The organism is Chitinophaga sancti, assembly GCF_034087045.1.
Taxonomy (GTDB): domain Bacteria; phylum Bacteroidota; class Bacteroidia; order Chitinophagales; family Chitinophagaceae; genus Chitinophaga; species Chitinophaga sancti_B.
In genome coordinates, this window is the sequence record NZ_CP139247.1 from 1,548,105 (window position 1) to 1,573,952 (window position 25,848).

Below are 25,848 nucleotides of genomic sequence, written 5' to 3' on the forward strand. Positions count from 1 at the left end.
AATATTAATTATGAAGGTAGTTATTCTTGCAGGAGGGTTAGGTACAAGATTGTCGGAGGAAACAGTCATTAAGCCCAAACCTATGGTTGAGATTGGGGGCATTCCCATTCTTTGGCATATTATGAAACTGTATTCTGCATATGGATATAATGATTTTGTAATTTGCCTTGGATATAAGGGATATGTGATAAAGGAATATTTTGCAAATTATTTCTTACATAAATCAGATGTAACTATAAACCTGAAAGATAATTCTATGAAGGTGCATGATTCCCAGGTGGAACCATGGAGTATAACCCTCGTAGATACAGGGATGGATTCGATGACAGGAGGGCGCATCAAACGTATACAGCCACATATCGGCAATGAGCCATTCCTGTTAACATACGGAGACGGGGTGAGTAATGTCAACATTAATGAATTAGTGAAATTCCACCGTAACAATAATCGTTATTGTACCGTTACATCCGTACAGCCATCTGGCCGCTTTGGTGCATTAAACATTGACAAGGAAAGTAACCAGGTACATTCATTCATGGAGAAACCTAAAGGTGACGGTGCCTGGATCAACGGGGGGTTCTTCGTATGTGAGCCACAGGTATTTGACTATATCGATGGTGATGCTACTATTTTTGAACGTACCCCAATGGAGCGGCTGGTTGCAGACAATCAAATGACTGCTTTTAAGCATGAAGGATTCTGGAAGCCCATGGATACGCTAAGAGATAAAATGGAGCTGGAGGAAGCCTGGGTAACTAATGCAGCATTATGGAAAATATGGTAACGATGTTTGAAAAATTGAAAAGTACTTATCAGGGTAAGCGGGTCTTCCTGACGGGACATACCGGATTTAAGGGGGCCTGGATGACGGCTTTGTTGAATGCTATGGGTGCAGAGGTAAAAGGATTTGCGCTGGCACCGGAATATGAAGGTTGTATTTATTCGTTGCTCGAAAAGGAGTTGGATGTTGACAGTGTCATTGCGGATATTAGAGACAAGCAACGCCTAATCAATGAAATACTTTTCTTTCAGCCTGATTATATTTTCCATCTGGCAGCACAGCCATTGGTGCGTCGTTCTTATGCTATTCCTGCAGAGACCTTTGAAATAAATGTAATTGGAACTGCGAATATACTGGAAGCGTTAATTCATTTGAACAAGCCATGTGCAGTAGTAGTTATCACTACCGATAAGGTATATGAAAATAAGGAGAAAAACCTGTTGTACAATGAAGCTGATGTGCTTGGAGGGTATGATCCATATAGTGCCAGCAAAGCCTGCACAGAGTTGTTAGTGAACTCTTTTCGAAATTCATTCTTCAATGTAGCCGAGTATAACGTCCATCATAAGGCAGTGGCCAGCGCCAGAGCCGGTAATGTAATTGGTGGTGGCGACTTCAGCGAGAACAGAATCATTCCTGATATTGTCCGCGCCCTGACTGCACAGGAAGTGATAGCTGTGAGAAATCCATCTTCGGTAAGGCCTTGGCAACATGTGCTGGAGCCAATAAGCGGATATCTGTTGCTAGGTGCCCTCTTAAATGAGAACCCTGTAAAGTATGGTAAAGCCTACAATTTTGGTCCACAACCTCAGGACCATTTAACGGTAAAGGAACTGGTTGAACTAGCGATTTCAGCCTGGGGTAAGGGTGAATGGAAGGATAATTCTGATACCAACCAACCGCATGAAGGGCATCTGTTACAGCTTGATATTGCGTTGGCCGCTCAAGAACTACAATGGCTGCCTAAACTGGATTCAAAACAGGCAATAGCATGGACGATAGATTGGTATAAAAAAAGCTTGCCGGAAAAGGTGACTTTTACTTTTGAACAAATTAATAGCTACCTGAATTTATGATATTTAATGAAACTCCTTTAGCTGCCAGTTATGTGATAACACTGCAACCCTTCAGCGATGACAGGGGCTGGTTTGCAAGAACCTATTGCAAACGGGAGTTTGAGTCAATTGGACACCGGGAAGAATGGGTGCAGATGAATCACTCGTTTACTAAGCAAAAAGGTTCTATCCGTGGTATGCACTTCCAGCATTCTCCGTATGAGGAGATCAAATTGATCAGGTGTATTTCGGGAGCTATTTATGATGTGATCGTAGATATCCGGCAGGATTCACCTACTTATCTGCAATGGTTTGGCATTGAGTTATCCGCCGATAATGGTAAAATGCTCTATATCCCTAAAGGATTTGCCCATGGATTTCAGACATTGGAAGATAATTGTGCGCTCATCTATCACCACAGTGCATTTTATATGCCTCAGGTAGAAGGTGGTTTGCGATATGATGATCCAAAACTCGGTATCAAATGGCCTATAGCCGTTAAAGATATATCAGAAAGGGATAGACAACATCCCTTAATTAACTAATTAATTTCAATATACCGCCTCATTTGGGGCGCAAAATAAGGTTCATTTATGCACTGCAGATTTTGTAAGACCGAATTGACAAATACATTCATAGACCTTGCTAACTCACCAGCATCTAATTCCTTTCTGACTGGTGAACAGTTGAACGAACCAGAAACCTTTTATCCGCTGAAGGTATATACCTGCAGCAAATGTTTTCTGGTACAGGTAGATGAGTATAAAAAATCGGATGCAATTTTTAATAGTGAGTATGTATATTTTTCTTCCTATTCAACTAGTTGGCTGGCACACGTAAAAAAATATACTGAAGCAATGATAGCGCGATTTGGATTTAATCAACAATCACAGGTGATTGAAATCGCATCCAATGATGGCTATCTGTTGCAGTACTTTAAGGAAAATCAGGTGCCGGTATTAGGAATAGAGCCTACTGCAAATACAGCAAAGGTAGCTATTAGCAAGGGGATTGACTCCATTGTGGACTTCTTTGGTGTAAGACTTGCAACTGAGCTGGCAGCTAAAAATATACAGGCTGATCTTTTACTTGGCAACAATGTACTGGCACATGTTCCGGATATTGTTGACTTTGTTAAAGGCATGAAGATCATTCTAAAAAAGAATGGTGTCATTACCATGGAATTCCCTCACCTCATGCAGCTGGTGGAAAACAATCAGTTTGATACCATTTACCACGAGCACTTTTCTTATTTGTCTTTCTACACCGTGAAAGAAATATTTGAAGCACAGGGCCTGAAGATGTTTGATGTAGAAGAAGTGCCAACCCATGGCGGATCCTTGCGCATTTACGCGTGTCATGTTGAGGATGATTCAAAAGAGATTTCGGATCGTGTAGCAACTATGCTGAAAAAAGAGGCTGATAAAGGAATGGTATCACTTGATTATTATGACAATTTTCAGCAGAAAGCATTGGGAATTAAATTAGACCTTATCGGGTTTCTTATTCAACAGAAGAGAGACGGTAAGCAAGTCGCTGCATATGGTGCTGCTGCTAAAGGTAATACGCTATTGAACTACTGTGGTATTAAGAATGATCTGATTGATTTTGTTGTAGATGCTAATCCTCATAAGCAAGATAAATTCCTTCCTGCTAGTCATATTCCAGTAACTAATGAAGATTATCTGAAGGCAGTAAAACCTGCTTTTGTATTCATACTACCCTGGAATCTCAAAGAAGAGATCATGAATCAGCTATCTTATATACGTAGCTGGGGAGGACAGTTTGTGATTGCAATTCCTGAAATACAAATTCTGTAATATGAAGAAGGTGTTGGTAACAGGGGCAACTGGGTTCATTGGGAATTATGTGGTGAATAAATTACTGCAAAGTAATTGTACCGTGATTACCTCTTCTTCCGGTTTAGAGAAAGTGCAGCAAACTAGCTGGTACCCGGCAGTACATCATATCGTATTTAATATCGAATTATTCGACGACAGCATCAACTACTTTGATTTTTTTGGAGCACCTGATGCTGTTATTCATCTTACCTGGGAAGGATTACCAAATTATAAATCAGACTTCCATTACAAGGTGAATCTCCCCCGGCATTATGCATTTTTGCAGAATATGATCAGACATGGATTGCGTGATCTTACAGTTACGGGTACATGTTTTGAATATGGAATGAAGGAGGGTCTTCTAAGGGAAGATATGGAAACGGACCCTCAGAATCCATATGCGATAGCAAAAGATACACTGCGGAAACATTTACAGGTACTGCAGTTAGAAATTCCCTTCGATCTAAAATGGCTGCGGTTGTTTTATATGTACGGGAAAGGGCAGCACCCTAAATCGCTTTTATCTCAACTCGATACAGCGATTACTAATGGCGATACGGTATTCAACATGAGTGGGGGAGAGCAGGTACGGGATTACCTGCCAGTGGATAAGGTAGCAACATACATTGTCAGTACCGCATTGCAAAATCAGGTGACTGGTGTGATTAATTGTTGCAGTGGTAAACCGATAACAGTAAAACAACTGGTGCTCGATTACCTGGAGAAAAAGCAAGCTGCCATTTCATTGAATCTTGGTTATTATCAGTATGCAGATTATGAACCAATGGTCTTTTGGGGGGATACAAATAAATTAAGTACAATTGGGTTGTTATGATAACATCTTTGTCCAGAGAGGAATTAGAGAAATATACATCAAAACAGCTGAATTTTTTCTTTCCGGATGACCATCCTGTACAGTTGTCTGATTTTTCGGCAGAGGTGGATCTGGCTTTGCAGCGACTGGAATATTGTTTTAAACATTGTAGTCTAAAGCATTATTTTGATGGCACCGATGTAAAGTTCAATCACCTTTATAGTGATCACTATGTGATGTACCTCTGGTACCTTGGCAATTCAATCTGGAAGCAAAAGCAGGCAACAGATGTATGTAATAAGCTATATTACCTGAATAAAACCTTGCACGGACTGGATTGTATGTATAATACAGCATTGCCGGATATTTTCCTGCTCTTTCATTGTAGTGCTACTATGTTAGGAAAAGCAACCTACTCAGACTTCTTTGTAGCATTGCAGGGATGCACTGTCGGTTCTCATAAAGGAATTTATCCGGTAATGGGTAAAGGTGTTTCCCTGACAGCACACAGTGCACTCATTGGCAATTGCAGAATTGGGCACAATGTGTCTATCAGTGCATATACGTCCATATTTGGTACTAACATTCCGGATCACAGTATTGTATTTAGAAATGACCAGGGAGCAACAGTCATCAGAGCAGCTGAAAAGTCATATGCTCAAACATTCTTTAATGTGCAAATAATATAATTTGGCTTCTATTAAGGTAAACATAGTATCGAATTTACTGGGAAAAGTATGGGGTGCTGCCATTAGTATCCTGATGCTGCCTCTTTATATTAAATACCTGGGTATAGAATCTTATGGTCTGGTTGGATTTTATGCGACGCTAATCGGAACCATGGCGATTCTGGATATGGGCTTAAGTACAACACTCAATCGGGAGCTGGCTAAATATAAAGTAGAAAATAAATCTGTGGAAGAGGTGAGGGACCTCACTTTTTCACTGGAATGTATATATTGGTTAATTGGCCTGGTGATTGGAGCTGTTATCGTTTTATTTTCAGGTTTAATAGCTACACGGTGGGTAAAAGTAGAAACATTACCTACATCAATGGTAAAACATGCGGTAATGTTGATGGGCATGGTTGTTTCTTTTCAATGGCCGGTAAGTCTATACAATGGTGGATTAACAGGGCTGGAGAAGCAGATTGTCAATAATGTGATAACCGTGGTAATGACCACGCTAAGAGCTGCAGGAGTAATAATTGTTCTAAAGTTTATTTCAGCTACCATTGATGCCTTTTTTTTATGGCAGGCAGCATTAAGTCTGTTATATGTTTTAACAATGCGTTGGGGGTTATGGAGGCAAATGCCTGGTGCACATAGAAAGCCGAAATTTTCAATACTACAGATAAAGATTATCTGGCGATTTGCAGCAGGAATGACCAGCATCAGTATTGTATCTTTTCTGCTGTCACAAATTGATAAAATTGTATTGAGCAAAATGTTGCCCCTCTCCCAGTTTGGTTACTACACCCTGGCATATACACTGGCTACCACTGTGAACCTAATAGTAATACCCGTGAGTGAAACCTTTTTCCCCCGACTTGCTAACCTGGTGGCTTCAAATAATGAAGCACAGCTGAAGACGGCTTATCATCAGGCTTGTCGGCTGATGGCGGTACTTATCTTTCCTTTTTGTCTTGTACTTTTATTTTTTACAGAGGATGTGGCGCAGGTTTTGTTCAAAAATGCTGCTACTACTTCACATGTATATGTGCTTACCCGCATAGTATTAATCGGCAGTATTTTTAATGCATTGATGGTTATGCCATACAATCTCATTGTGGCCAATGGCTGGACTAAATTTACTATAATCCAGAATTTAATTGCGGCAATACTACTGATCCCTTTGCTTTTGGTATTAACGAAAAAATATGGAGCTATTGGAGCTACTTCAGTTTGGGTGATTGTGAATACCGGATATATTTTGATCAGTCAACCGCTTATGCACAGAAAACTATTGAAAACAGAATTATTCAGGTGGTACTGGAAGGATACATTTTTGCCGATGTTGCCTCCAATGGCTGCTGTAATCCTGATAAAACTGGTCATTATTTATACGCTGCCCGGCATAGCATTAAATTTCATCACACTTGCTGGTATAGGTGTAGTGGTGTTTCTTAGCTCCTGTTTATGTATGAAAGAAGCAAGACAGTATGCAGGTACGTTGTTAAAAGGATATGTATATGACGGACATAGGTAAAAAGCCATTAGTAAGTATCATTATTACTTCTTATAACAGGGCTCGGTGGATAGGAGATGCTATTCAGTCAGCGCTTCAGCAGGATTATGAGAACTTTGAGGTAATTGTTTCCGATAACTGTTCGGATGATAATACGGCAGATGTGATTAAACCCTTGTTAAGTGATTCGCGGGTGAAATATTTTAGGAATGATATCAATGTGGGGATGCTTCCCAATTTCAAGCTTGCAATAGAAACAAGGGCAATTGGAGATTATTTTGTAATACTGAACAGTGATGATTTGTTGCCGGATGCGGGCTTTATTTCAAAAGCGGTTGCGCTGGTGCAGCGGTATCCTTCTGCTAATTTTGTAAAAGGCCGGTGTAAAAACCTCTATGAGGCAACGGGAAAAGAGGAGGATGCGGCAGCAGGTAACTTATTTGATCAGGAATTTCGCAGAGGAATGGATGTATTCCTGAGCTATTCTGGTAAAGAAGATTTAAGCTGGGCGGGTATTCTTATCAATAGGGTTGTCTTTAATTCATTGCATGTATTTGATAACAATTATACAGCAATTGATGTGGGGAGTAACTTGATGCTGATGCTGCTGGGAGATGTTGGACTCATTAATGGAGCCTGTTATACATTTCGTGTACATGGGTCGAATGCACATATTCAGACCAGTGCACAACACTGTATCAACAATTTCCTAATGATCACTAAACCCTACGAAATGGCCCTGGCACAAGGTAACATAGATAAGGGGCAGCTTGATAAATGGAAGCATTGTTTCCTGATGAATCTTATAAAGGACAATCTGACCCAGCTCTATATAGGGAAGAGAGATGCATATCGCCAATTGCGTAATTATATCATTGAAAATTATCCGAATGAATACATAGAGCTGACAAACAGAATTAAATGGAAGGTATTTCTGCTTTTATACGCACAGCCCTTGATAGGTAAGACATTTATAAAACTCATTTTCGGGAAGTAAAAAGATTATTAATGGCAAATGCTACATTATTTGTTGTATTTCATCATGAACTCAAGAAGAATTATTATGATGAATCTTTGCTTGGACAGTACGCATTTATAAATGTGAATCCTAAGAATGAGGCGGCTGTTCAGTATTCGGATTATAAAATTATCAATCAGTATGAATTCAGAAATTTCCACTCATTAGGTAAATGGTATACGGAATCAGAAGTGATGTATAATATTTTCAAGAACCCTTACTTATGTGAGGGTGCTGATTATCTTGGTTTTCTCCAGCATGATATCGATTCATCTGGGTTGAATGAGAATGTCGTCAGTGAACTGACAGAAAAATATGATCACATAAATTTTCAACCATATTTATTTGAAACGGATTATGCCCAGCGGATATTGATGGATGAAAATCAGCCGGAGAAAAGGAATGGTGATGGGCTTAATTGTTATGATTCGATCATATCAGATTATAATAAATTCTATGGAACGAATCATACACTGAGTGAGCTGAGTGGTAAAACAATAAATCTCTGTTCTTCTTTTATACTGAAGAAGGACGTTTTTTTTAAGATGATGAAGTATATTGCTGCGGTGATTGAAAGCGGTAAGCTAAATATATTCGATACAGCACACCAGTTTCGTATTCAGGGAGGGCTGCTGGAAAGATATTACGCTGTCTGGCTGGCTTTAAATGACCTTAGTACGACGGTAGTCCCGTTGAAACATCATTTTATAGAGAGTGTAAGACAGGATTCTATATTTAACCGTATACTAAGAAAACTTGGTTTAAAATAAGAATAATAATGGAGCTATTGATTATTACCTCTACTGTATATGTGAGTAGCTGTTTTACCGTACTAACAGATCCTATTTTGCGTACAGAACAATATTTAGATAGTATTCAGTTTTACCTGCGTTCATCGATATTGAAAGATGTGATAGTATGTGACAATAGTGGTTACGATTATTCCAAACATCCAGAGCTGAAGCAGTTGGCTGATGAACAGGGAAAGAGACTGGAGATACTTTATTTTTTAGGAGATAAACTAAATATGGAAGCGAAAGGAAAGGGGTATGGAGAAGGCGAAATAATGGAATATGTGCAAAAAAACAGCCTGTTATTGCTTAATGCCAGGTCATTTTGCAAAGTGACAGGGAGAATTCGCATCCTGAATATTGATAAACTGTTAAAGGAAATCAACCCAACTTATCCTTATTTCCAGAAAATGAATTTTAATCCTTTTGTCAATCAGAAAAAAGTAGATACACGCTTTTATCATTGTACAAAGGATGTATTCAACAAAAATCTGCTCTATGCTTACAAAGCAGTAAATGATACAGCTACTTATTACCTGGAGAATGCTTATTACGACCATCTTAAGCAAGGACGAGTGGTTTATAAAAGCTATTGGCATTTGCCAAGGTTTGTGGGAGTTTCAGGAAGTACAGGAGAATCGTATACTGTGGGAAAGGCAAGATGGTGGAAAGAAAAAATATTGCATGCAATTTTAAAGTTATACGGACTCAGGTAAAACCGGAAGAAATAATTGGAATGAAAGAATATCAGCCGTTAGTATCGATAATAACAGTGGTATATAATGGTATTATATCATTGGAAAAGACAATACTGAGTGTATTGGGTCAGTCCTTCCAAAATATCGAATATATCATCATTGATGGCGGATCGACAGATGGAAGCGTGGATATTATTAAAAAGTATGCTGACCGGTTGGCATATTGGGTAAGTGAGCCAGATAAGGGTATTTATTATGCAATGAACAAAGGTATTGACCAGGCCAGTGGAGAATGGATTAATTTTATGAATGTGGGTGACTGGTTTTATAGTGCTGATTCGGTCAATGATATATTTGGAGGTGAAAATCTGAATGGGTATGATTTGGTGTATGGCAATACTGAGAAAAGGCGTGGTGATAAAAGCGAAATATATATACCTGGCGATGCCAGCAATTTCTATAAAAGGCTCATGATTCATCAGAGCACTTTTAGTCGTACTTCTCTGAACAGGAAGTATAAATTTGATACCACATTCAAAGTATCAGCAGATTTTGATTTCATGTTCAAAGTCTTTTTATATAAGCATAAAACCCTGCATGTAGATGTAGTTGTATCCAGCTTTGATCTGGTAGGTTTTTCTCATGATAATCGTTACAGAGGGTTTTCAGAAGATAGGGTCATTGCGTTTAAATACAAAGGAAATTTATTGCTTAGCTGTAAGGTGTATCTTTTTTATGTGTATATCACGGGAATAGGCAAGGCTATTGATTTAATGAAAACTTATCTGCCTGGTGTTTACAAACAATTAAAAAAGATGAAAGGATGATACCGTACTATCTTTTTTTTATGTTTTTTGGGCTTGGTGCATCTCTTGAATATGTCAGGAAGGATGATCATAAGGTACAGCTATTGAAAAGACTTATGATTACTGTTGGTTTGTTTATTATACTTTTTTTTGTAGGGTTCAGATATAAGATTGGAAGTGATTGGGCCGTATATCTGCAAGGGTATAATGAAGTTGTGCCTCTTGGCCAATTATTAGGAGGGAAGAACCTCAATTTTTCAGACGACTTTACCGAGCCAGGATTTAAAATTGTGTCTTCCCTCTGTAGTTATCTGGGAATGAACTTTTTTATGTTTGTATTCCTGATCACCGTATTTAATACATTTTCACTTTATTATTTTATATACAGAAATGACTTCCGGAATAAGTTGGTATTTCTTGCTATCATTCTAATTTTAACGGTTTTTCTTGAGTTTGATATTCTGCGTCAGTCTATAGCTTTTCATATCGTTTTGTTTGGATTTATTGGAGACAGAATTAAGCCGGTAAAGTTTATTTTACTGGTGGTGTTGGCTATGATGTTTCATTACACTGCTATAATATTTTTATTATTTTATGTATTTCAGCGAATGAAACTGACACGTAAGAAGATTCTTTTTCTTACAATTGTATATGTTATATCCCTCTTTGTTACTATCCCTATTATTACCTCAATATTACTGGCATTGAAGCCATTGGCCGGAGGGGTACTATCTGCGGTAATTGAGAAAGGCAGCAATCTTGTAGCTAACTTCGAGCTTACAAGAAATATCAGTTTTACATCTATACTGAACCTGGCATTCCTCTGCCTGCTCTATATGCGTTGGGAGAAACTGACGTTGACAGTAACAGAATCAACCCTGGTAAAAATGTTCCTCTTTTATATTCTGCTGATCTCCACGTTAAAGGAAGTTCAGGAAGTGGCTGACAGGTTTTCCTATTATTACAATATTGGCATTGCCTTTATGTTTGCCTTGCTAAGCAGTTTGATTACATTCAGAGCTAGGAATAAAGTATTGTTGATAGTACCAATGCTATTTATTCTGATGCGGTTGCTTTTGCATTTCAGACAAGAGGCAATTGTATATGGTCAGACACCTTACAGAAATTATTTTTTTATGGATGAGTCGGATGAACTGGAGATCAGAATGCGGTATGAGAAGATGATGACGATAAAACAAGCAGAGAATGAGGGAAAGAAAGATTAGAATATCATTCATTTTACCTGGGAGGGGAACGAAACCGGTGGGAGGTTTCAGGGTGGTGTATGAGTATGCCAACCGTTTATCGGCGGCAGGGTTTGAAGTACAACTGGTACATACGGCCTGGTTGTTCAAAAGAAACCCATTTGTGGGTGGGGTAATCAGGTATTTGTATTGTCTTTTCTTTTACAGGTTCATTAAGCCATGGTTTGCGCTGGAGAAAGGTGTTAAAAATAAATGGATCTTCGCGCTGTACAATTTTCTTTTGCCGGATGCAGATTTTGTAGTAGCTACTTCCTGGGAAACTGCAGAGCATGTAGCTGAGTTCCCAGCGCGGAAAGGCCGTAAGTTGTATTTAATACAAGCTAATGAATCGGAATTTACTTATGTTTCAAATAAGGGCTTAGAGAAGGCTTCGTTGGAAACGTGGAAATTGCCCATGCATAAGATTGCTATTTGTACATGGTTGCAGGTGGCAATAAAGGATTATTCCGGACAGGATAGCACCGTAATTTTTAATGGGCTGAACTTTGAAGAGTTTTTTATAGAACGGGGCGTGCAAAAGAATGAAAATACAGTAATGATGTTGCATCATCATTCTCCTCATAAAGGGAGTGCAGAAGGTATGGCAGCATTACGTCTTTTAAAAAGCAGGGTGAAGGACCTGCAGGTGATATTGTATGGTATGCCAGCAGCACCTGACGGCCTCGAAGAATGGATGAGGTATTACCAAATGCCTGAAAGGAACGAATTGCGCCGGCTATATAATGAAGCGACGATATTTTTATCACCATCGCACTCAGAGGGTTGGGGTTTGCCTGTTTCAGAAGCGATGCAGTGTGGATGTTTAGCAGTAACTTCTGATATTGGTGGGTTTAAGGATTTTGTAAAGGATGGGCAGACTGCATGTTGTTTTCCGGTTGGAGATGTGGAATCGATGGCGACAGTATTGCAGGAATTGCTTTTGGATGATGAGAAAAGGAAGAAGCTGGCTAAACAGGGACATGCTTTTATACAGCAATTTACCTGGGATCGTGCAGTGGCTGATTTTATCAAAGTATTAAAAATGGAATAATCAGAATGGTATCAGTATGTATGGCCACCTATAACGGAGCTGCATTTGTAAAGGAGCAGATTAATTCTATTCTAACGCAGTTGAAGTCTGAAGATGAATTGATTATTTCTGACGATGGCTCTACTGACGGTACTCTCGATATTTTAAGCGAAATAGCAGATGACAGGATCCGATTATATCATGGCAATTTTCGGGATGTGATCAGAAACTTTCAGCATGCCCTGAGTAAGGCAGAAGGAGACCATATTTTTTTGGCAGATCAGGATGATGTATGGTTACCGGGCAAAGTAGCAAAGATGATAGATTTGTTGCAAAAATATGATTTGGTGATCAGTGATTCGGAAGTTGTCGATGAGCAGTTGCAACTGTTGCATGCTTCATTTTTCGCTTATTTTGGATCTGGTAAGGGCTTGCTGAAGAACATGGCGAGGAGTACGTATTATGGTTCATGTATGGCGTTCCGAAAAAGCTTGCTGGATGGCGCACTGCCTTTCCCTGCCACCCGGGAAATAGGGCATGACCTGTGGATAGGATTAGTTGCAGAGATGACAGGCACTGTTTGTTTTTATCCGGAAGCCCTGATAAAATACAGAAGGCATGGAGAAACCTTTACGTCAGCGGGAACGGGGAAAAGCAAACGAGGTTTGATTACAAAGTTGAAAGGACGGATGATAATGATGAAAGAAGTTATTAAATATTACCTGAAGTATAAAATATGCAAAAAGGTTTAGTATCTATAATTACACCTGTTTACAATGCGCAGCGTTTCATCCCGGAAACGATTGAGACAGTGTTAGCACAGACCTATGTTAATTGGGAGATGTTGATTATTGATGATGGATCAAAGGACGACAGTGCGAAAGTAATTAGTGAATATGTGCAAAGAGACAACAGAATAAAGCTGTTTTCCCAGCAGAACGGTGGGTCTGCTGCTGCAAGAAACAACGGTATCAGACGGGCGAACGGGCAATATATTGCATTGTTGGATGCAGATGACCTATGGGAACCGACCTTTCTGGAAAGACAGCTGGCGCTTATGAAGGAGAAGAATGCAACGCTTGTTTATGCCTCACACAAAAGGATTGATGAATTCTCAAAAGAATGTATGAAACCTTTTATTGTTCCGGAGAAGGTCGACTATAATAGCATGTTGTGCACCTGTTCAATTTCCTGTTTGACGGGGCTGTATGATACGGAACGTTTTGGTAAGATTTATCTGCGCGAGGAGTTTAAAAGCCTGCGTGATGATTATATATACTGGTTGGAGATTATTAAGAATTGCAAGGTCGCTTATGGTAATACCGATGTAATTGCCAGCTATCGAGTATTGAATAATTCCACTTCCAGGAATAAAAAGAAGGTAATTAAGCCTCAGTTTATGGTGTATTACAAAGTTGAGAAGTTGGGCCTGATCAGGAGTATGTATTACTTAATGAGATGGGCAATAAAAGGTTATTCAAAATATAGTGCATGACGGATATTAAGTATGATTATCTAATAATTGGTGCCGGTTTATTTGGGTCTGTATTTGCATATGAAGCAAATAAAGCGGGTAAGAAATGTCTGGTAGTAGATAAACGTTCCCATACGGGAGGTAACGTATATTGTGAAAACATAGATGGCATCAATGTACATAAATATGGTGCGCATATTTTTCATACCAGCAACAAGGAAATCTGGGATTATGTAAACCAGTTTGCTGTATTTAACCGGTACACCAATTCTCCTTTGGCTAATTTTAAAGGGGAGTTATATAACCTTCCCTTCAATATGAATACTTTTTATCAGTTGTGGAAGGTGCTTACACCTGAAGCCGCACAGAAGAAAATCAGGGAGCAGGTAGAAAAGCTGAATATTAAGGAGCCTAAGAATTTGGAAGAGCAGGCATTATCTCTGGTAGGGCCGGATATTTATAATAAGCTGATCAAAGGCTATACAGAAAAGCAATGGGGCCGGCCGGCTACTGAATTGCCAGCATTCATTATAAAGCGTTTGCCGTTGCGCTTTACCTATGATAATAACTATTTTGATGATAAGTATCAAGGAATTCCAGAGGGGGGGTATAACGTAATAATTGATAAAATGCTGGCAAATTCAGATATTTGCTTAAATGTGGACTTCTTTGCAGAAAGGGAGGCCCTGTCAAAGGTGGCACGCAAAATTGTATACACCGGTATGATTGATCAGTATTTTAACTACTGTTATGGAAAATTAGAATACAGAAGTCTGCATTTTGAGCATGAACAAAGGAATACTCCTAACTATCAGGGTAATGCGGTAGTCAATTATACGGATAAGGAAACTCCATATACAAGGATCATTGAGCACAAACATTTTGAATTTGGTACCCAACCTGGAACTGTAGTGACAAAAGAATATCCTGCCGATTGGTCGGAAAGAATGGAACCTTATTATCCAATTAATGACGATAGGAATAGTGATTTATATAAAAAATATAGGGAACTGGCGGATAAGGAGATGAATGTGGTCTTTGGCGGCAGGTTGGCAGAATATAAGTATTACGATATGCATCATATTATAGCTCATGCTTTGAAAAAAGTCAGGCTAGAACTTGATAATTCCAAATAGTATCATGAAGAAAGCATTAATTACTGGTATTACAGGGCAGGACGGTGCCTACCTGACCGAATTGTTGTTATCCAAGAACTATGAAGTTCATGGCATCAAACGTCGCTCCTCACTATTTAATACAGATAGGATAGATCATTTATATCAGGATCCTCATGAGCAGGGAGTACATCTGAATCTCCATTATGGTGATCTCAGTGATTCTACAAATCTTATCAGGATCATTCAGCAGGTTCAGCCGGATGAAATTTATAATCTGGGTGCTATGAGTCACGTTCAGGTCAGTTTTGAAACTCCTGAGTATACTGCAAATGCTGATGGCATTGGTACGCTAAGAATATTAGAAGCAGTAAGGTTACTTGGCTTGGTTAATAAAACAAAAATATACCAGGCATCTACTTCTGAATTATATGGATTGGTGCAGGAAGTGCCTCAATCTGAAAGAACTCCTTTTTACCCTCGCTCTCCATATGCTGTGGCTAAGATGTATGCTTACTGGATAACCGTGAATTACAGGGAAGCTTACAAAATGTTCGCCTGCAATGGTATTCTGTTTAACCATGAAAGCCCCCTGAGAGGCGAAACATTTGTTACCCGCAAAATCACCCGTGGTGTATCTAAAATATTCTTAGGGATGCAGGAGAAACTGTATATGGGGAATATAGATGCACAACGTGACTGGGGGCATGCAAAGGATTATGTAGAAGCAATGTACCTGATTCTTCAGCAGGAAAAGCCGGAGGACTATGTCATAGCTACTGGTATTACAACCCCAGTAAGAGAATTCATTAAGATGGCCTTTTTCGAAGTGGGCATTGAACTGGAATTTACAGGGAAAGGGATAGATGAAAAAGGGATTGTGAAAAGCGTAAGTGCAGAAAATCTGCACGTAAAACCAGGGCAGGAAGTATTGGCCATTGATCCGCGCTATTTCCGTCCGACAGAGGTAGATCTCCTTATAGGAGATCCCACTAAAGCTCAGACAAAACTAGGGTGGATGCCTAAATATAATTTACAGACATTGGTAAGAGAAATGATGGCAGCAGATGTGGAGCTGTTTAGAAAAGAACAGTTACTGAAGAATGCTGGATTTAAAGTATTAAACCAGTTTGAATAGAAAAGAATGCAACAGCAGGATAAAATTTTTGTAGCCGGTCACAGGGGAATGGTAGGATCTGCCATTGTTAGAAGGCTTCAGGATGACGGGTTTAATAATATTGTAACCAGGTCTTCAAAAGACCTGGATCTGCGTGATCAGCAGCAAGTAAGCAAGTTCTTTGCTGAGGAAAAACCTGATTACGTATTCCTTGCAGCAGCTAAAGTGGGTGGCATTATTGCCAATAATACTTACAGAGCGCAATTTATTTATGAGAACATGATGATACAGAACAATGTTATTCATCATGCTTATGTGAATAATGTAAAGAAACTCATGTTTCTGGGGTCTTCCTGTATTTATCCTAAAATGGCTCCACAGCCATTGAAGGAGGATTATCTGCTGACAGGGCTGCTGGAACCAACCAATGAACCCTATGCAATTGCCAAGATAGCCGGTATCAAGATGTGTGATGCATATAGGGCACAATATGGGTGCAATTATATTTCTGTAATGCCTACTAACCTGTATGGTCCTAATGATAATTATGATCTGAATAATTCTCACGTATTACCTGCTTTATTGCGGAAATTTCATGAAGCAAAAATTAATAATATCCCAGAGGTGGTAGTATGGGGGACAGGTACCCCACTGCGTGAATTTCTGCATGCTGATGATATGGCTGATGCCTGTTTTTATCTAATGCAACATTATAATGAAGAGGGATTGGTGAATATTGGTGTTGGGAAAGATATCAGCATTAAAGATCTGGCGCTGATGATTAAAGACATTGTAGAATATGAAGGTCAGCTGGTATTTGATGCCACCAAGCCTGATGGTACTCCCAGAAAACTCATGGATGTAGGCAAACTGCACGGTCTGGGCTGGGATGCAAAAATTGAACTCAAAGAGGGTATTAATGAGGTTTATAAGCAACTAAAGACCAGCCTATGGAAGCAGAAAATATGATGAATATCCACAACCACGTTTTTATCATGGCCGGCGGCGTAGGCAGTCGCTTCTGGCCTAAGAGCCGTAATAACTATCCCAAACAGTTCATAGACATACTGGGCATAGGCAAGTCACTATTACAACTGACTTACGAACGGTTTAAAAAGATTTGTCCTTCAGAGAATATCTATATTGTAACCAATACTGCCTATAAAGGACTCATCCAGGAACAATTGCCCGAAGTGTTAGCTGACAATATCCTTTGCGAACCTTCCCGGAATAACACTGCACCAGGTATTGCATATGCTGCATTTAAAATTTTGGCAAAAGATGCGAATGCCTCTATGGTTATTGCTCCTTCTGATCATTTTATTCTCAGGGAAGAAATTTTCCTTGGAAAAATTCAGCAGGCATTAAATATCGTAGCTGAAAAGGATATATTATTAACCCTTGGTATTACACCTACCAGACCTGATACTGGTTATGGTTATATCAAGTTTGCAGAGAAGGGTGTAGAGGATATTCATAAGGTGATAAAGTTCACTGAAAAACCAGTTCTGTCCAAGGCGCTTGAATTTTTAAATAGTGGCGATTATGTATGGAATGCAGGTATCTTCATCTGGAAGGCACAATCTATACTCAATGCAATAAAGCAGCTGACCCCTGAATTATATGACCTTTTCAGTAAAGGTGAGGGTCTCTATAATACCGCTCAGGAACAGGTATTTATAGATCAGCATTATCCACAGTCACCCAATATTTCCATAGATTATGCAGTAATGGAAAAGGCGGAAAATGTATATACTATGCCTGTTGAGTTTGGCTGGAGTGATCTTGGTACCTGGGCATCCCTGTTCATGGTAGCTGAAAAGCAGGATGACAGTAACAACGTTTTTTCTGGTGGTGATGGGAAGCTGGAAGATACCTCTGATTGTATCATTCATATACCCAAAGATAAACTGGCAGTGATTCGTGGCCTGAAAGATTTCATTGTTGTAGATGATGGAAATGTATTGCTGATCTATCCTAAAACAGCAGAACAGGAAATTAAACGAGTGACAGAACAGCTTCGGATACAGAATAAGATCAGCCATTTATAATGGTCTTTTAATTCACGTTAGTCCGATATTCCTGTAAAAGGAAATATATTTGTGGCTGGCAAGCTAATTCTTTTCTATGTTCAAATCATGTTTTACCTCATCAATACTCCTGCTAGGTTGTAGCATAGTGGTATCAATGTCTGTGAATGCACAAAGTACAGGCCGACAATATTCACTTGGCTTTTATCAAAACTCAACTGATAGTCTGGGGTACCATTCTTCCCAGCGGGACTACAGTCTGGAACCATCGTTTGATCTTCCAAAAGGAGATACAACCCGCAAACAGAGCTGGTTGTATCGTAAATTGTTTAGAGAACACCTGTTGGAAGTAAAAGAGGATGATTTTACTTTTTATGCAAGTATACTTCCGGATTTTCAGATTGGGCATAGCAATGTAAATGGTAGAACATGGCTGAATACCCGGGGCGTAATAGCTGGTGGTACTATTGGACATAATCTCACGTTTAGAACAGAGTTCTACGAGAATCAGGGAAAATTTGCATCCTATATCGATGAATATAGCCGGAAAAATGCCATTGTGCCCGGACAGGGACAATGGAAGGCATTTAATACAAATGCATTTGACTTCGCATATTCATCTGCACTCATAAATTACAAAGCGGGGCGTCATTTTGATTTTCAGCTGGGTTATGACAAGAACTTTATAGGCGATGGCTATCGCTCTATGTTGTTGTCGGATGCTTCGTTCAACTATCCTTTCCTGAAAATTATAGCTAACCTGGGGCGTGTACAGTATACCACTATGTGGGCGCAGTTCGTAGATATGCAATATCCCAAATCTTCTTATGATAATGGTTATCGAAAGAAATGGGGCGTATTTAATTACCTGGACTGGAATGTCAGCAAGAAGTTTTCCATCGGATTGTTTGAAGCTGTAATATGGCAGGACTCTGACTCTACAGGTAAAAGAGGGTTTGATGTGAGTTATCTGAACCCCATCGTTTTCCTTCGCCCGGTCGAATTCTCAGTAGGTTCTCCTGATAATGCACTATTGGGGCTAAACCTAAAGTATGCTCCTTCTGTGAACAGTACTATTTATGGCCAGTTTATCCTGGATGAATTTGTACTGAAGGAAATGACCAGTGGTAGCGGTTGGTGGGCCAATAAATTTGGCGGTCAGCTGGGTTTCCGTTCCAACAGTCTTTTCAAGGTACCTAACCTGAATGCATTGACAGAAGTGAATGCTGCCCGTCCATATACTTACTCTCAGCGTACTACGCTCAATAACTATGGTCACTACAATCAGCCATTGGCACACCCGCTGGGAGCAAACTTTGTGGAGTGGGTCAATATTGCAGATTACCGGTACAGGCGCTTCTTCCTCCGTGGACAGATTACCTATGCAAAGTATGGTTTGGATTCTGCCGGGATCAATTATGGGAATAACATTTTCGAGTCTTATAATACCCGTGCAGAAGACTTTGGTAACCACATCGGGCAGGGGCTGAAAACAACCCTCACCAATATTCAGGGGTCAGTTGCTTATCTGCTTAATCCAAAGTATAACCTGCGATTGGAAGCATCTCTAACTGCCCGTCAGGAAAAGAATGACCAGTGGAAGAAAAATGAGCTGATATTTAATCTGGGACTAAGGGCCAGCTTCAGGCAACTTTACTATGATTTTTAAGTTATAACAGTAATATCTTTTATGAACCCCGGGCCGCGCGCCCGGGGTTTTTTTATAACTTCGCCTCATGCATTATGTTACAGTAGAAGGGCTTACAAAGTCCTACGGCGCAGGCCCCTTGTTTAAAGATATTTCTTTCCATATCGAAGAAGGTGACAAAATCGCCCTGGTGGCGCTGAATGGTACCGGTAAGTCCACCCTGCTCCGCATTCTTTGCGGCCAGGAAACCCCCGATGCCGGCACGGTATGGATACACAAAGATGTAACAGTAGTAATGCTGGAACAGCAAAATGCTTTCAATCCCGGAGAAACCATCTCCCGCCACATATTCTCACAGGGGCACCCTGTACTGTCCGCTATCAGGGATTATGAAATGCTGACTGAAGAAGGCGAGGAGCCGGACCTGGATAAGCTCACCAAAGCCATCGAACGTATGGATGAGCTGAACGCATGGCACTTTGATTCCAAGGTAAAACAGATCCTGGGCAAGCTGAATATTCACCACATGGAACAGCTGATGGGCAGCCTGTCCGGTGGCCAGGTAAAAAGAGTAGCGCTGGCCAAGGTGCTGATCGATATCGGCTTTGAGCATAGACATACCCTGCTCATCATGGATGAACCGACCAACCACCTGGACGTAAGCATGATCGAGTGGCTGGAAAACTACCTGGACCAGGAAAGAGTGACCCTGCTGCTCGTAACGCACGACCGTTACTTCCTCGATAGCGTGTGTAATGAGATCATGGAAATCGATCAGCAACAGCTGTATATCTATAAAGGAGATTACGAGAACTATCTCGAAAAGAAAGCGACCCGTGAGGAAATGAATAAAGCCAGTGTGGAAAAGGCCCGCAATGTATTCCGTAAAGAGCTGGAATGGATGCGCAAACAGCCCAAGGCACGTACCACAAAATCTAAATCACGTATAGATGCATTTACTGATGTAAAGGAAAAAGCCAGTGTAAAACTGGAAAAACAGCAGCTGGAGCTAAATGTGAAGATGACCCGACTGGGAGGCAAGATCATCGAAATGAAAAAAGTGTACAAGGCCTATGGCGATTTACAGATCCTGAAAGGCTTTGACTATACATTTAAGAGAGGGGAACGCGTAGGCGTGGTGGGTAAGAACGGTGTGGGGAAATCCACATTCCTCAACATGTTGCTGGGCCTGGAACAACCTGATTCCGGAAAGATCAATACAGGGGAAACCATTGTATTCGGTAACTACGATCAGCGTGGCCTGATTATAAAGGAAGATATGCGGGTGATCGAATTCGTAAAGAATATCGCCGAAAACTTCCCGCTGGCAGATGGTACCAAAGTAAGTGCCGCCCAGTTCTTACAGTTATTCCTGTTCCCGCCTGAGAAGCAGTATACCTACATCTCCAAACTCAGTGGTGGTGAAAAAAGAAGATTACACTTATTGAGCATACTCTTCCGTAACCCGAACTTCCTGGTACTGGATGAGCCTACGAACGACCTGGATCTGCCTACGCTGAGCATCCTGGAAGACTTCCTGCTGGATTTCCAGGGATGTCTGATCATCGTGAGCCACGACCGTTATTTCATGGATAAACTGGTAGATCACCTGTTTGTATTTGAAGGACAGGGAGAGGTACGGGACTTCCCGGGCAACTATACCCAATACCGTGAGTGGGAAAAGGACAAGCCTGAAAGAGAAAAAGAAGCGGCTGAGCAGAAAGCGGTACCAGCACCAGTGGCAGAACCTGTAACTGCTGCTGTAACAGCACCGGCTGCACCCGCACGTAAAATGTCTTTCAAAGAAAAGCGTGAACTGGAACTGCTGGAAAAGGAAATTGCGGACCTGGAAAAGGAGAAAGCAACCCTGGATGCAAAGATGGCGGCAGGCGATATACCCTATGCAGAACTGGAACCGATGGCCCGCCGTGTGGGAGAAGTGATCGGTCTGCTGGATGAAAAAGGACTGCGGTGGTTAGAATTGAGTGAACTAAGCTGATAAATAATTGAGTAAACTGAGCTAAAAATAAAAAGGGCTGACAATCAGAGGTCAGCCCTTTTTGTATATGTACGAATTAATCTTTCTTGTCCCTGATTTCAGATGGTTTCAGGTATACTTTTTTACCCTTTTCATCTACATAGTATTTCTTGTCTTTTTTATCGATAAACACAGTTTGTCCGCCTGGACCTTCTTTGCCTTTATATGTTTTGTCAGTTACCTTGCTGGCGCCTTTTACAGCGATGGAAGCAGTCTTGTGCCCCACTTTTTTTGCAGTACTGTCTATACCCTGGGCCATAGTTACATGGCTACCAAGTAATGCTGCGGCAGTAATGGTCATAGCCACTAAACCTGCACGTATGGTTTTCAGTTTCATAATATCAGATTTTTATACACCTTATAATCCAATTTTAGTGCCAGTACATGAGCAGATGAGCTGGGCTATAATAGATTAGATTGGTAGTGACGGAAGCCTTTTCGTTGAATGATATATTTACAATACATTTGTTTTACATCATCAAAAAATAAAATCACTATGGCTAAGTTACCCAAGTTTATGATCGCTGATGATCCAGTGACGGATCCTGATAACGAATATATCTTTCATACAGAGCAGCCTCGTTTCTTCGCTAAACGTGTGGAAGAAGATGAAGAAAGTGCATACATTGATATCGTTCACGAAATAGACAATGTAGAAGACTTCTTCAAGAACGATCCGGCTAAAAAAGAAGAATTACTGGATGAACTGGAAAGCTGGTATTATGCATACCTGGAATGGCTGGATGAAGATGAATTGGGTGATGAAGATGAAGACGACGAAGAATAGTCAGCAATAATTATTCAGTAAAAGAGCGTGTATCAAAAGTAAGATACACGCTCTTTTTATGCTGATACCTAATGGTGCAGGGTTGCTATGAAATGCTTAGGAATTTCATTTCTTTATGATACTATTTAACTAGATAGTAAACAGGTTTTTCTATGCAAGGGAGTTACTTTTATGTATAGATAAAAGTTTTGAAACTATGGAATACAGACAATTAGGAGGATCAGGATTAAGAGTACCCGTATTGAGTTTTGGGACAGCGACGTTTGGTGGTGGCAACGAGTTTTTTAAAGCATGGGGTAGCACGCAGGTAGAAGAAGCGCGTCGCCTGGTAGATATCTGTTTAGAAGCGGGTGTCAATTTTTTTGACACTGCCAATGTATATTCAGCAGGAACCTCTGAAGAGATCCTGGGCAAAGCCCTGAAAGGCCTGCGCGATCAGGTCCTGATTTCTACAAAATCCACTTTCCCGTTGGGTGAAGGGGTGAATGATTATGGTTCTTCCCGTTTTAATCTAATCAAGAGCGCTGAAGCGAGTTTGAAGAGACTGGGTACAGATTATATCGATGTGTATCACCTGCATGGCTTTGATGCCAATACGCCGGTAGAGGAAACGCTGAATGCCCTGAATACGCTGGTACAGAGTGGTAAGGTGCGTTACATAGCCTGCTCTAACTTCTCCGGCTGGCACCTGATGAAATCACTGTCAATATCTGAAAGATATGGCTGGTCTAAGTACATTGCACACCAGGCCTACTATTCACTGGTAAACAGGGATTTTGAGTGGGAACTGATGCCACTGGGTATCGACCAGAACGTGGGTACCATCGTATGGAGCCCGCTGGCAGCTGGCAGATTAAGTGGTAAATACCGCCGTAACCAGCCTGCCCCTGCTGATTCAAGGGTAGCGCAGGGGGGTAGCCCCATTCCGGCATCCGCCATCACTGACGAAGTGTTTTACAACATCATCGACGAGCTGGAAGCCATTGCAAAAGAAGTAGAGAAAACTGTGGCGCAGGTAGCCATCAACTGGTTGCTGCAAAGACCGACTGTTTCCAATATCATCATTGGTGCAAGGAATGAAGAACAACTGAAACAGAATTTCGGAGCAGTAGGCTGGAACCTGACCGTAGATCAGGTAAAGCGGCTGGATAAAGTAAGCGAGGTACCACCTGTGTATCCTTACTGGCACCAGCGGGAGTTTCCAATGCTGAATGCAGCACCGAAATTGTACTAAGGCCGTTTTCTGATAACAGAAGATTGCAAAGCCCTTAGAAAAATGCTTCAACATTTTTCTAAGGGCTTTGCCCGTTTTATAATAATGACGAATGGTATTTCTTTGATGATAACCGGATTTTTGTATTTTTATTCGGTTACTAACATTATTTAATCGCATGGGTGGGGCAGATACCAGTTTCAACCAAGACAAGACGAGGACACATTTGGATACTGTCTTCTTCCAGCGCATCGCAGCAGGTGATCAGACTGCATTTGCAGTTTTGGTATCCCAATACTCTAAAGTTGTGTATAGCGTAGCATACAGGCTTACAAGGTCTGTTCCCCTTTCGGAAGAGATTGTGCAGGATGTATTTTTGAAGATCTGGCTGAAAAGGGCAATGCTTGTAGATGTCGTGAACTTTCCGGCTTTTCTGTATACTGTTTCAACAAATATAATTTATAGCACACTCCGGCAACAACAAAGGGATGTTTTAAGCATCCATGCAACAGATATAGAAGCGCATCAACCTGCGGTGAATGCAACAGAAGACATCGTACAGGACCGGGAATATGCCGGCTTACTGGAGAAGGCTATCCGCCGGTTACCAGAGCGGCAGCAGCAAACCTATATACTTATTAAAAAAGAAGGGATGAAAAGAGATGCAGCCGCTGCAGCTATGAACATCTCTCCGGAAACAGTGAAATCTAACCTGGAACAGGCAATGAAGAACATCCGGGCATTTTGCCTGGCTAACCTGGACATTCTGATGATTATAATCTGGCTGATCCTGTAAAATTTTTTTCTTAAGTCATACCCCCAAACCTATTTTTAAAGCGTCATTATTAATAATGGATTCATTTAACCGCCTGGAAGAATTATTTCAAAGATGCATGAGTGAGCAAGCTACGAAAGAAGAAGTAGAAGAACTCACCGACCTGTTGCGACTACCTGAAAATGAGGAGAAAGCCAGGCAGTTAATAGAGCATGCTCACCTGACAGTGCCAGAAATGGAGTTGCCAATGAGCACTATTGCATCCATTACAACTGCCATATTCCAGGCTGAAGAAAAGCAACAGCTGTTAGTGGTAAAGAAAAGTAATTTGCGCTGGATACGGCATGCTGCTGCGATTATTCTGCTACTGGCAGTAGGAGGAGGGTATGTATGGCGGTCATTCTACAAGTCTAAACAGGCGGTCTTGACGCAACAGGTAGATGATATCATGCCCGGCGGAGATAAGGCAATCCTGACATTGGCAGATGGCTCTACTATCGCATTGGATAGTATGGGAAACCAGCAGATTGCAAAACAAGGCGGAACTTCTATTTTAAAAGTAGCAGGTGGCACATTAGCCTATAATCCTGAGGGCAATAGCAATGAAGTTTTATATAATAAAATCAGCACGCCACGTGGAGGTCAGTTCCAGATAACATTGCCGGATGGGTCACAGGTATGGCTCAATGCCCTATCGTCACTCCGCTTTCCGACAGCGTTTAACTCGGACAACAGAACAGTGGAACTAACCGGTGAAGCCTATTTTGATGTACAGCAAAATGTAGCCAAACCATTCATAGTAAAGGTTGCAGACATGAAAATAGAAGTACTGGGCACAAGTTTCAATGTGATGGCCTATCCAGATGAAACGAGCGTTCAGACAACTTTAATGACTGGCGCAGTAAAAGTCTCAGCCACAGGACAAACCAGATTATTACAGCCTGGACAACAAACACAATTACAAAAAGATGGCAAGCTTGATGTGATATCCACCACAGACACTGAGAGCGTAATTGCATGGAAAAACGGTTATTTTAAATTCAACCAGGCAGATTTGCCAGATGTTATGAGACAATTGGCCCGTTGGTATGATATCGACGTCAATTTTGAAGGTCCTATACCTGATTTTCGATTCGTAGGTGAACTTAAGAAGGGAGCTAGTTTATCGACCAATTTAAAAATCCTGAGTTATAGTCAGGTAAATTTTAAAATTGAAAGAAATACGCTAACAATTACTCCGTAGCGGTCTATATCTATTAAATATCAAACCAAAAACTAAATCATTATGAGCAGTAATCAAATGAAGAATTAACTTATTATCTAAACTCTTGTAAGCTTACTATTTAGTGAGCCGGGATTGCTACAACAATCCCGGCAGGTAGTCCT

The 25,848-nt window shown here is 40.6% G+C and carries 26 protein-coding genes; 25 read left to right on the forward strand and 1 reads right to left on the reverse strand.

All coding sequences use genetic code 11. From position 1 onward, the window contains the following. Positions 1 to 10: 10 nt before the first annotated feature. The 21 genes from rfbF to SIO70_RS06615 all read left to right on the forward strand — a co-directional run bounded on the left by rfbF (position 11) and on the right by SIO70_RS06615 (position 21,648). On the forward strand, positions 11 to 784 hold the full coding sequence (gene rfbF, locus SIO70_RS06515) for a glucose-1-phosphate cytidylyltransferase (protein ID WP_320580137.1): 774 nt from the start codon (positions 11 to 13) through the stop codon (positions 782 to 784). Further along, the gene (rfbG, locus tag SIO70_RS06520; RefSeq protein ID WP_320580138.1) at positions 769 to 1,857 is read left to right on the forward strand and encodes a CDP-glucose 4,6-dehydratase; all 1,089 of its coding nucleotides are present in this window, start codon (positions 769 to 771) and stop codon (positions 1,855 to 1,857) included. The genes rfbF and rfbG overlap by 16 nt, the downstream gene beginning before the upstream one ends. Further along, a complete protein-coding gene (gene rfbC, locus SIO70_RS06525) occupies positions 1,854 to 2,381 on the forward strand; it encodes a dTDP-4-dehydrorhamnose 3,5-epimerase (RefSeq protein WP_320580139.1) in 528 nt (175 codons plus the stop codon). The genes rfbG and rfbC overlap by 4 nt, the downstream gene beginning before the upstream one ends. 48 nt (positions 2,382 to 2,429) lie before the next feature. Continuing rightward, positions 2,430 to 3,656, forward strand: coding sequence for a class I SAM-dependent methyltransferase (locus SIO70_RS06530; RefSeq protein ID WP_320580140.1), 1,227 nt, complete (start codon positions 2,430 to 2,432; stop codon positions 3,654 to 3,656). Position 3,657: 1 nt separating this feature from the next. Further along, positions 3,658 to 4,512 carry an NAD(P)-dependent oxidoreductase gene (locus tag SIO70_RS06535; protein ID WP_320580141.1) on the forward strand — a complete coding sequence of 285 codons (855 nt, stop codon included), beginning with the start codon at positions 3,658 to 3,660 and terminating at the stop codon, positions 4,510 to 4,512. After that, complete coding sequence (locus SIO70_RS06540; RefSeq protein WP_320580142.1) at positions 4,509 to 5,180, forward strand: hypothetical protein; 672 nt, start codon at positions 4,509 to 4,511, stop codon at positions 5,178 to 5,180. Before SIO70_RS06535 ends, SIO70_RS06540 begins: the two co-directional genes overlap by 4 nt. 1 nt (position 5,181) lies before the next feature. Then, positions 5,182 to 6,699, forward strand: a complete 1,518-nt coding sequence (locus SIO70_RS06545; protein WP_320580143.1) for an oligosaccharide flippase family protein — start codon at positions 5,182 to 5,184, stop codon at positions 6,697 to 6,699. Further along, entirely contained in the window at positions 6,683 to 7,675 is a 993-nt protein-coding gene (locus SIO70_RS06550) for a glycosyltransferase family 2 protein (RefSeq protein WP_320580144.1), read from the forward strand. Before SIO70_RS06545 ends, SIO70_RS06550 begins: the two co-directional genes overlap by 17 nt. A gap of 11 nt (positions 7,676 to 7,686) precedes the next feature. After that, a complete protein-coding gene (locus SIO70_RS06555) occupies positions 7,687 to 8,466 on the forward strand; it encodes a hypothetical protein (protein WP_320580145.1) in 780 nt (259 codons plus the stop codon). A gap of 8 nt (positions 8,467 to 8,474) precedes the next feature. Further along, positions 8,475 to 9,203 carry a hypothetical protein gene (locus tag SIO70_RS06560; RefSeq protein WP_320580146.1) on the forward strand — a complete coding sequence of 243 codons (729 nt, stop codon included), beginning with the start codon at positions 8,475 to 8,477 and terminating at the stop codon, positions 9,201 to 9,203. 20 nt (positions 9,204 to 9,223) lie between these two features. Beyond that, positions 9,224 to 10,012, forward strand: a complete 789-nt coding sequence (locus SIO70_RS06565) for a glycosyltransferase family 2 protein (RefSeq protein WP_320580147.1) — start codon at positions 9,224 to 9,226, stop codon at positions 10,010 to 10,012. Between the two features lie 20 nt (positions 10,013 to 10,032). Next, the gene (locus SIO70_RS06570) at positions 10,033 to 11,217 is read left to right on the forward strand and encodes an EpsG family protein (protein WP_320580148.1); all 1,185 of its coding nucleotides are present in this window, start codon (positions 10,033 to 10,035) and stop codon (positions 11,215 to 11,217) included. Continuing rightward, positions 11,198 to 12,286 carry a glycosyltransferase family 4 protein gene (locus SIO70_RS06575; RefSeq protein ID WP_320580149.1) on the forward strand — a complete coding sequence of 363 codons (1,089 nt, stop codon included), beginning with the start codon at positions 11,198 to 11,200 and terminating at the stop codon, positions 12,284 to 12,286. Before SIO70_RS06570 ends, SIO70_RS06575 begins: the two co-directional genes overlap by 20 nt. A gap of 5 nt (positions 12,287 to 12,291) precedes the next feature. Further along, positions 12,292 to 13,017: a glycosyltransferase family 2 protein gene (locus SIO70_RS06580; RefSeq protein ID WP_320580150.1), complete on the forward strand. Its 726-nt coding sequence runs from the start codon at positions 12,292 to 12,294 to the stop codon at positions 13,015 to 13,017. After that, positions 13,002 to 13,760 (forward strand): glycosyltransferase family 2 protein, encoded by a 759-nt coding sequence (locus SIO70_RS06585; RefSeq protein WP_320580151.1) that lies wholly within the window; start codon positions 13,002 to 13,004, stop codon positions 13,758 to 13,760. The genes SIO70_RS06580 and SIO70_RS06585 overlap by 16 nt, the downstream gene beginning before the upstream one ends. Further along, entirely contained in the window at positions 13,757 to 14,875 is a 1,119-nt protein-coding gene (glf, locus tag SIO70_RS06590) for a UDP-galactopyranose mutase (RefSeq protein WP_320580152.1), read from the forward strand. Before SIO70_RS06585 ends, glf begins: the two co-directional genes overlap by 4 nt. A gap of 4 nt (positions 14,876 to 14,879) precedes the next feature. Then, the gene (gmd, locus tag SIO70_RS06595) at positions 14,880 to 15,992 is read left to right on the forward strand and encodes a GDP-mannose 4,6-dehydratase (protein ID WP_320580153.1); all 1,113 of its coding nucleotides are present in this window, start codon (positions 14,880 to 14,882) and stop codon (positions 15,990 to 15,992) included. A gap of 6 nt (positions 15,993 to 15,998) precedes the next feature. After that, positions 15,999 to 16,940, forward strand: a complete 942-nt coding sequence (gene fcl / locus SIO70_RS06600) for a GDP-L-fucose synthase (RefSeq protein ID WP_320580154.1) — start codon at positions 15,999 to 16,001, stop codon at positions 16,938 to 16,940. Next, positions 16,922 to 18,022 (forward strand): mannose-1-phosphate guanylyltransferase, encoded by a 1,101-nt coding sequence (locus tag SIO70_RS06605; RefSeq protein WP_320580155.1) that lies wholly within the window; start codon positions 16,922 to 16,924, stop codon positions 18,020 to 18,022. The genes fcl and SIO70_RS06605 overlap by 19 nt, the downstream gene beginning before the upstream one ends. A gap of 76 nt (positions 18,023 to 18,098) precedes the next feature. Beyond that, the gene (locus SIO70_RS06610; protein WP_320580156.1) at positions 18,099 to 19,670 is read left to right on the forward strand and encodes a hypothetical protein; all 1,572 of its coding nucleotides are present in this window, start codon (positions 18,099 to 18,101) and stop codon (positions 19,668 to 19,670) included. Positions 19,671 to 19,737: 67 nt separating this feature from the next. Beyond that, on the forward strand, positions 19,738 to 21,648 hold the full coding sequence (locus SIO70_RS06615) for an ABC-F family ATP-binding cassette domain-containing protein (RefSeq protein ID WP_320580157.1): 1,911 nt from the start codon (positions 19,738 to 19,740) through the stop codon (positions 21,646 to 21,648). A 76-nt stretch (positions 21,649 to 21,724) separates the two neighbouring features. Here the strand turns inward: SIO70_RS06615 and SIO70_RS06620 are convergent, their stop codons facing one another. Beyond that, on the reverse strand, positions 21,725 to 22,024 hold the full coding sequence (locus tag SIO70_RS06620; RefSeq protein ID WP_320580158.1) for a hypothetical protein: 300 nt from the start codon (positions 22,022 to 22,024) through the stop codon (positions 21,725 to 21,727). Positions 22,025 to 22,183: 159 nt separating this feature from the next. Here SIO70_RS06620 and SIO70_RS06625 point away from each other — a divergent pair, with 159 nt between their 5' ends. From SIO70_RS06625 to SIO70_RS06640, 4 genes are all read left to right on the forward strand, one after another. Next, entirely contained in the window at positions 22,184 to 22,474 is a 291-nt protein-coding gene (locus tag SIO70_RS06625) for a hypothetical protein (RefSeq protein WP_143708894.1), read from the forward strand. A gap of 196 nt (positions 22,475 to 22,670) precedes the next feature. Next, entirely contained in the window at positions 22,671 to 23,708 is a 1,038-nt protein-coding gene (locus SIO70_RS06630; protein WP_320580159.1) for an aldo/keto reductase, read from the forward strand. Positions 23,709 to 23,865: 157 nt separating this feature from the next. Then, positions 23,866 to 24,483, forward strand: a complete 618-nt coding sequence (locus SIO70_RS06635) for an RNA polymerase sigma factor (protein WP_320580160.1) — start codon at positions 23,866 to 23,868, stop codon at positions 24,481 to 24,483. Positions 24,484 to 24,580: 97 nt separating this feature from the next. Further along, positions 24,581 to 25,705 carry a FecR family protein gene (locus SIO70_RS06640; protein WP_320580161.1) on the forward strand — a complete coding sequence of 375 codons (1,125 nt, stop codon included), beginning with the start codon at positions 24,581 to 24,583 and terminating at the stop codon, positions 25,703 to 25,705. Positions 25,706 to 25,848: the final 143 nt, after the last annotated feature.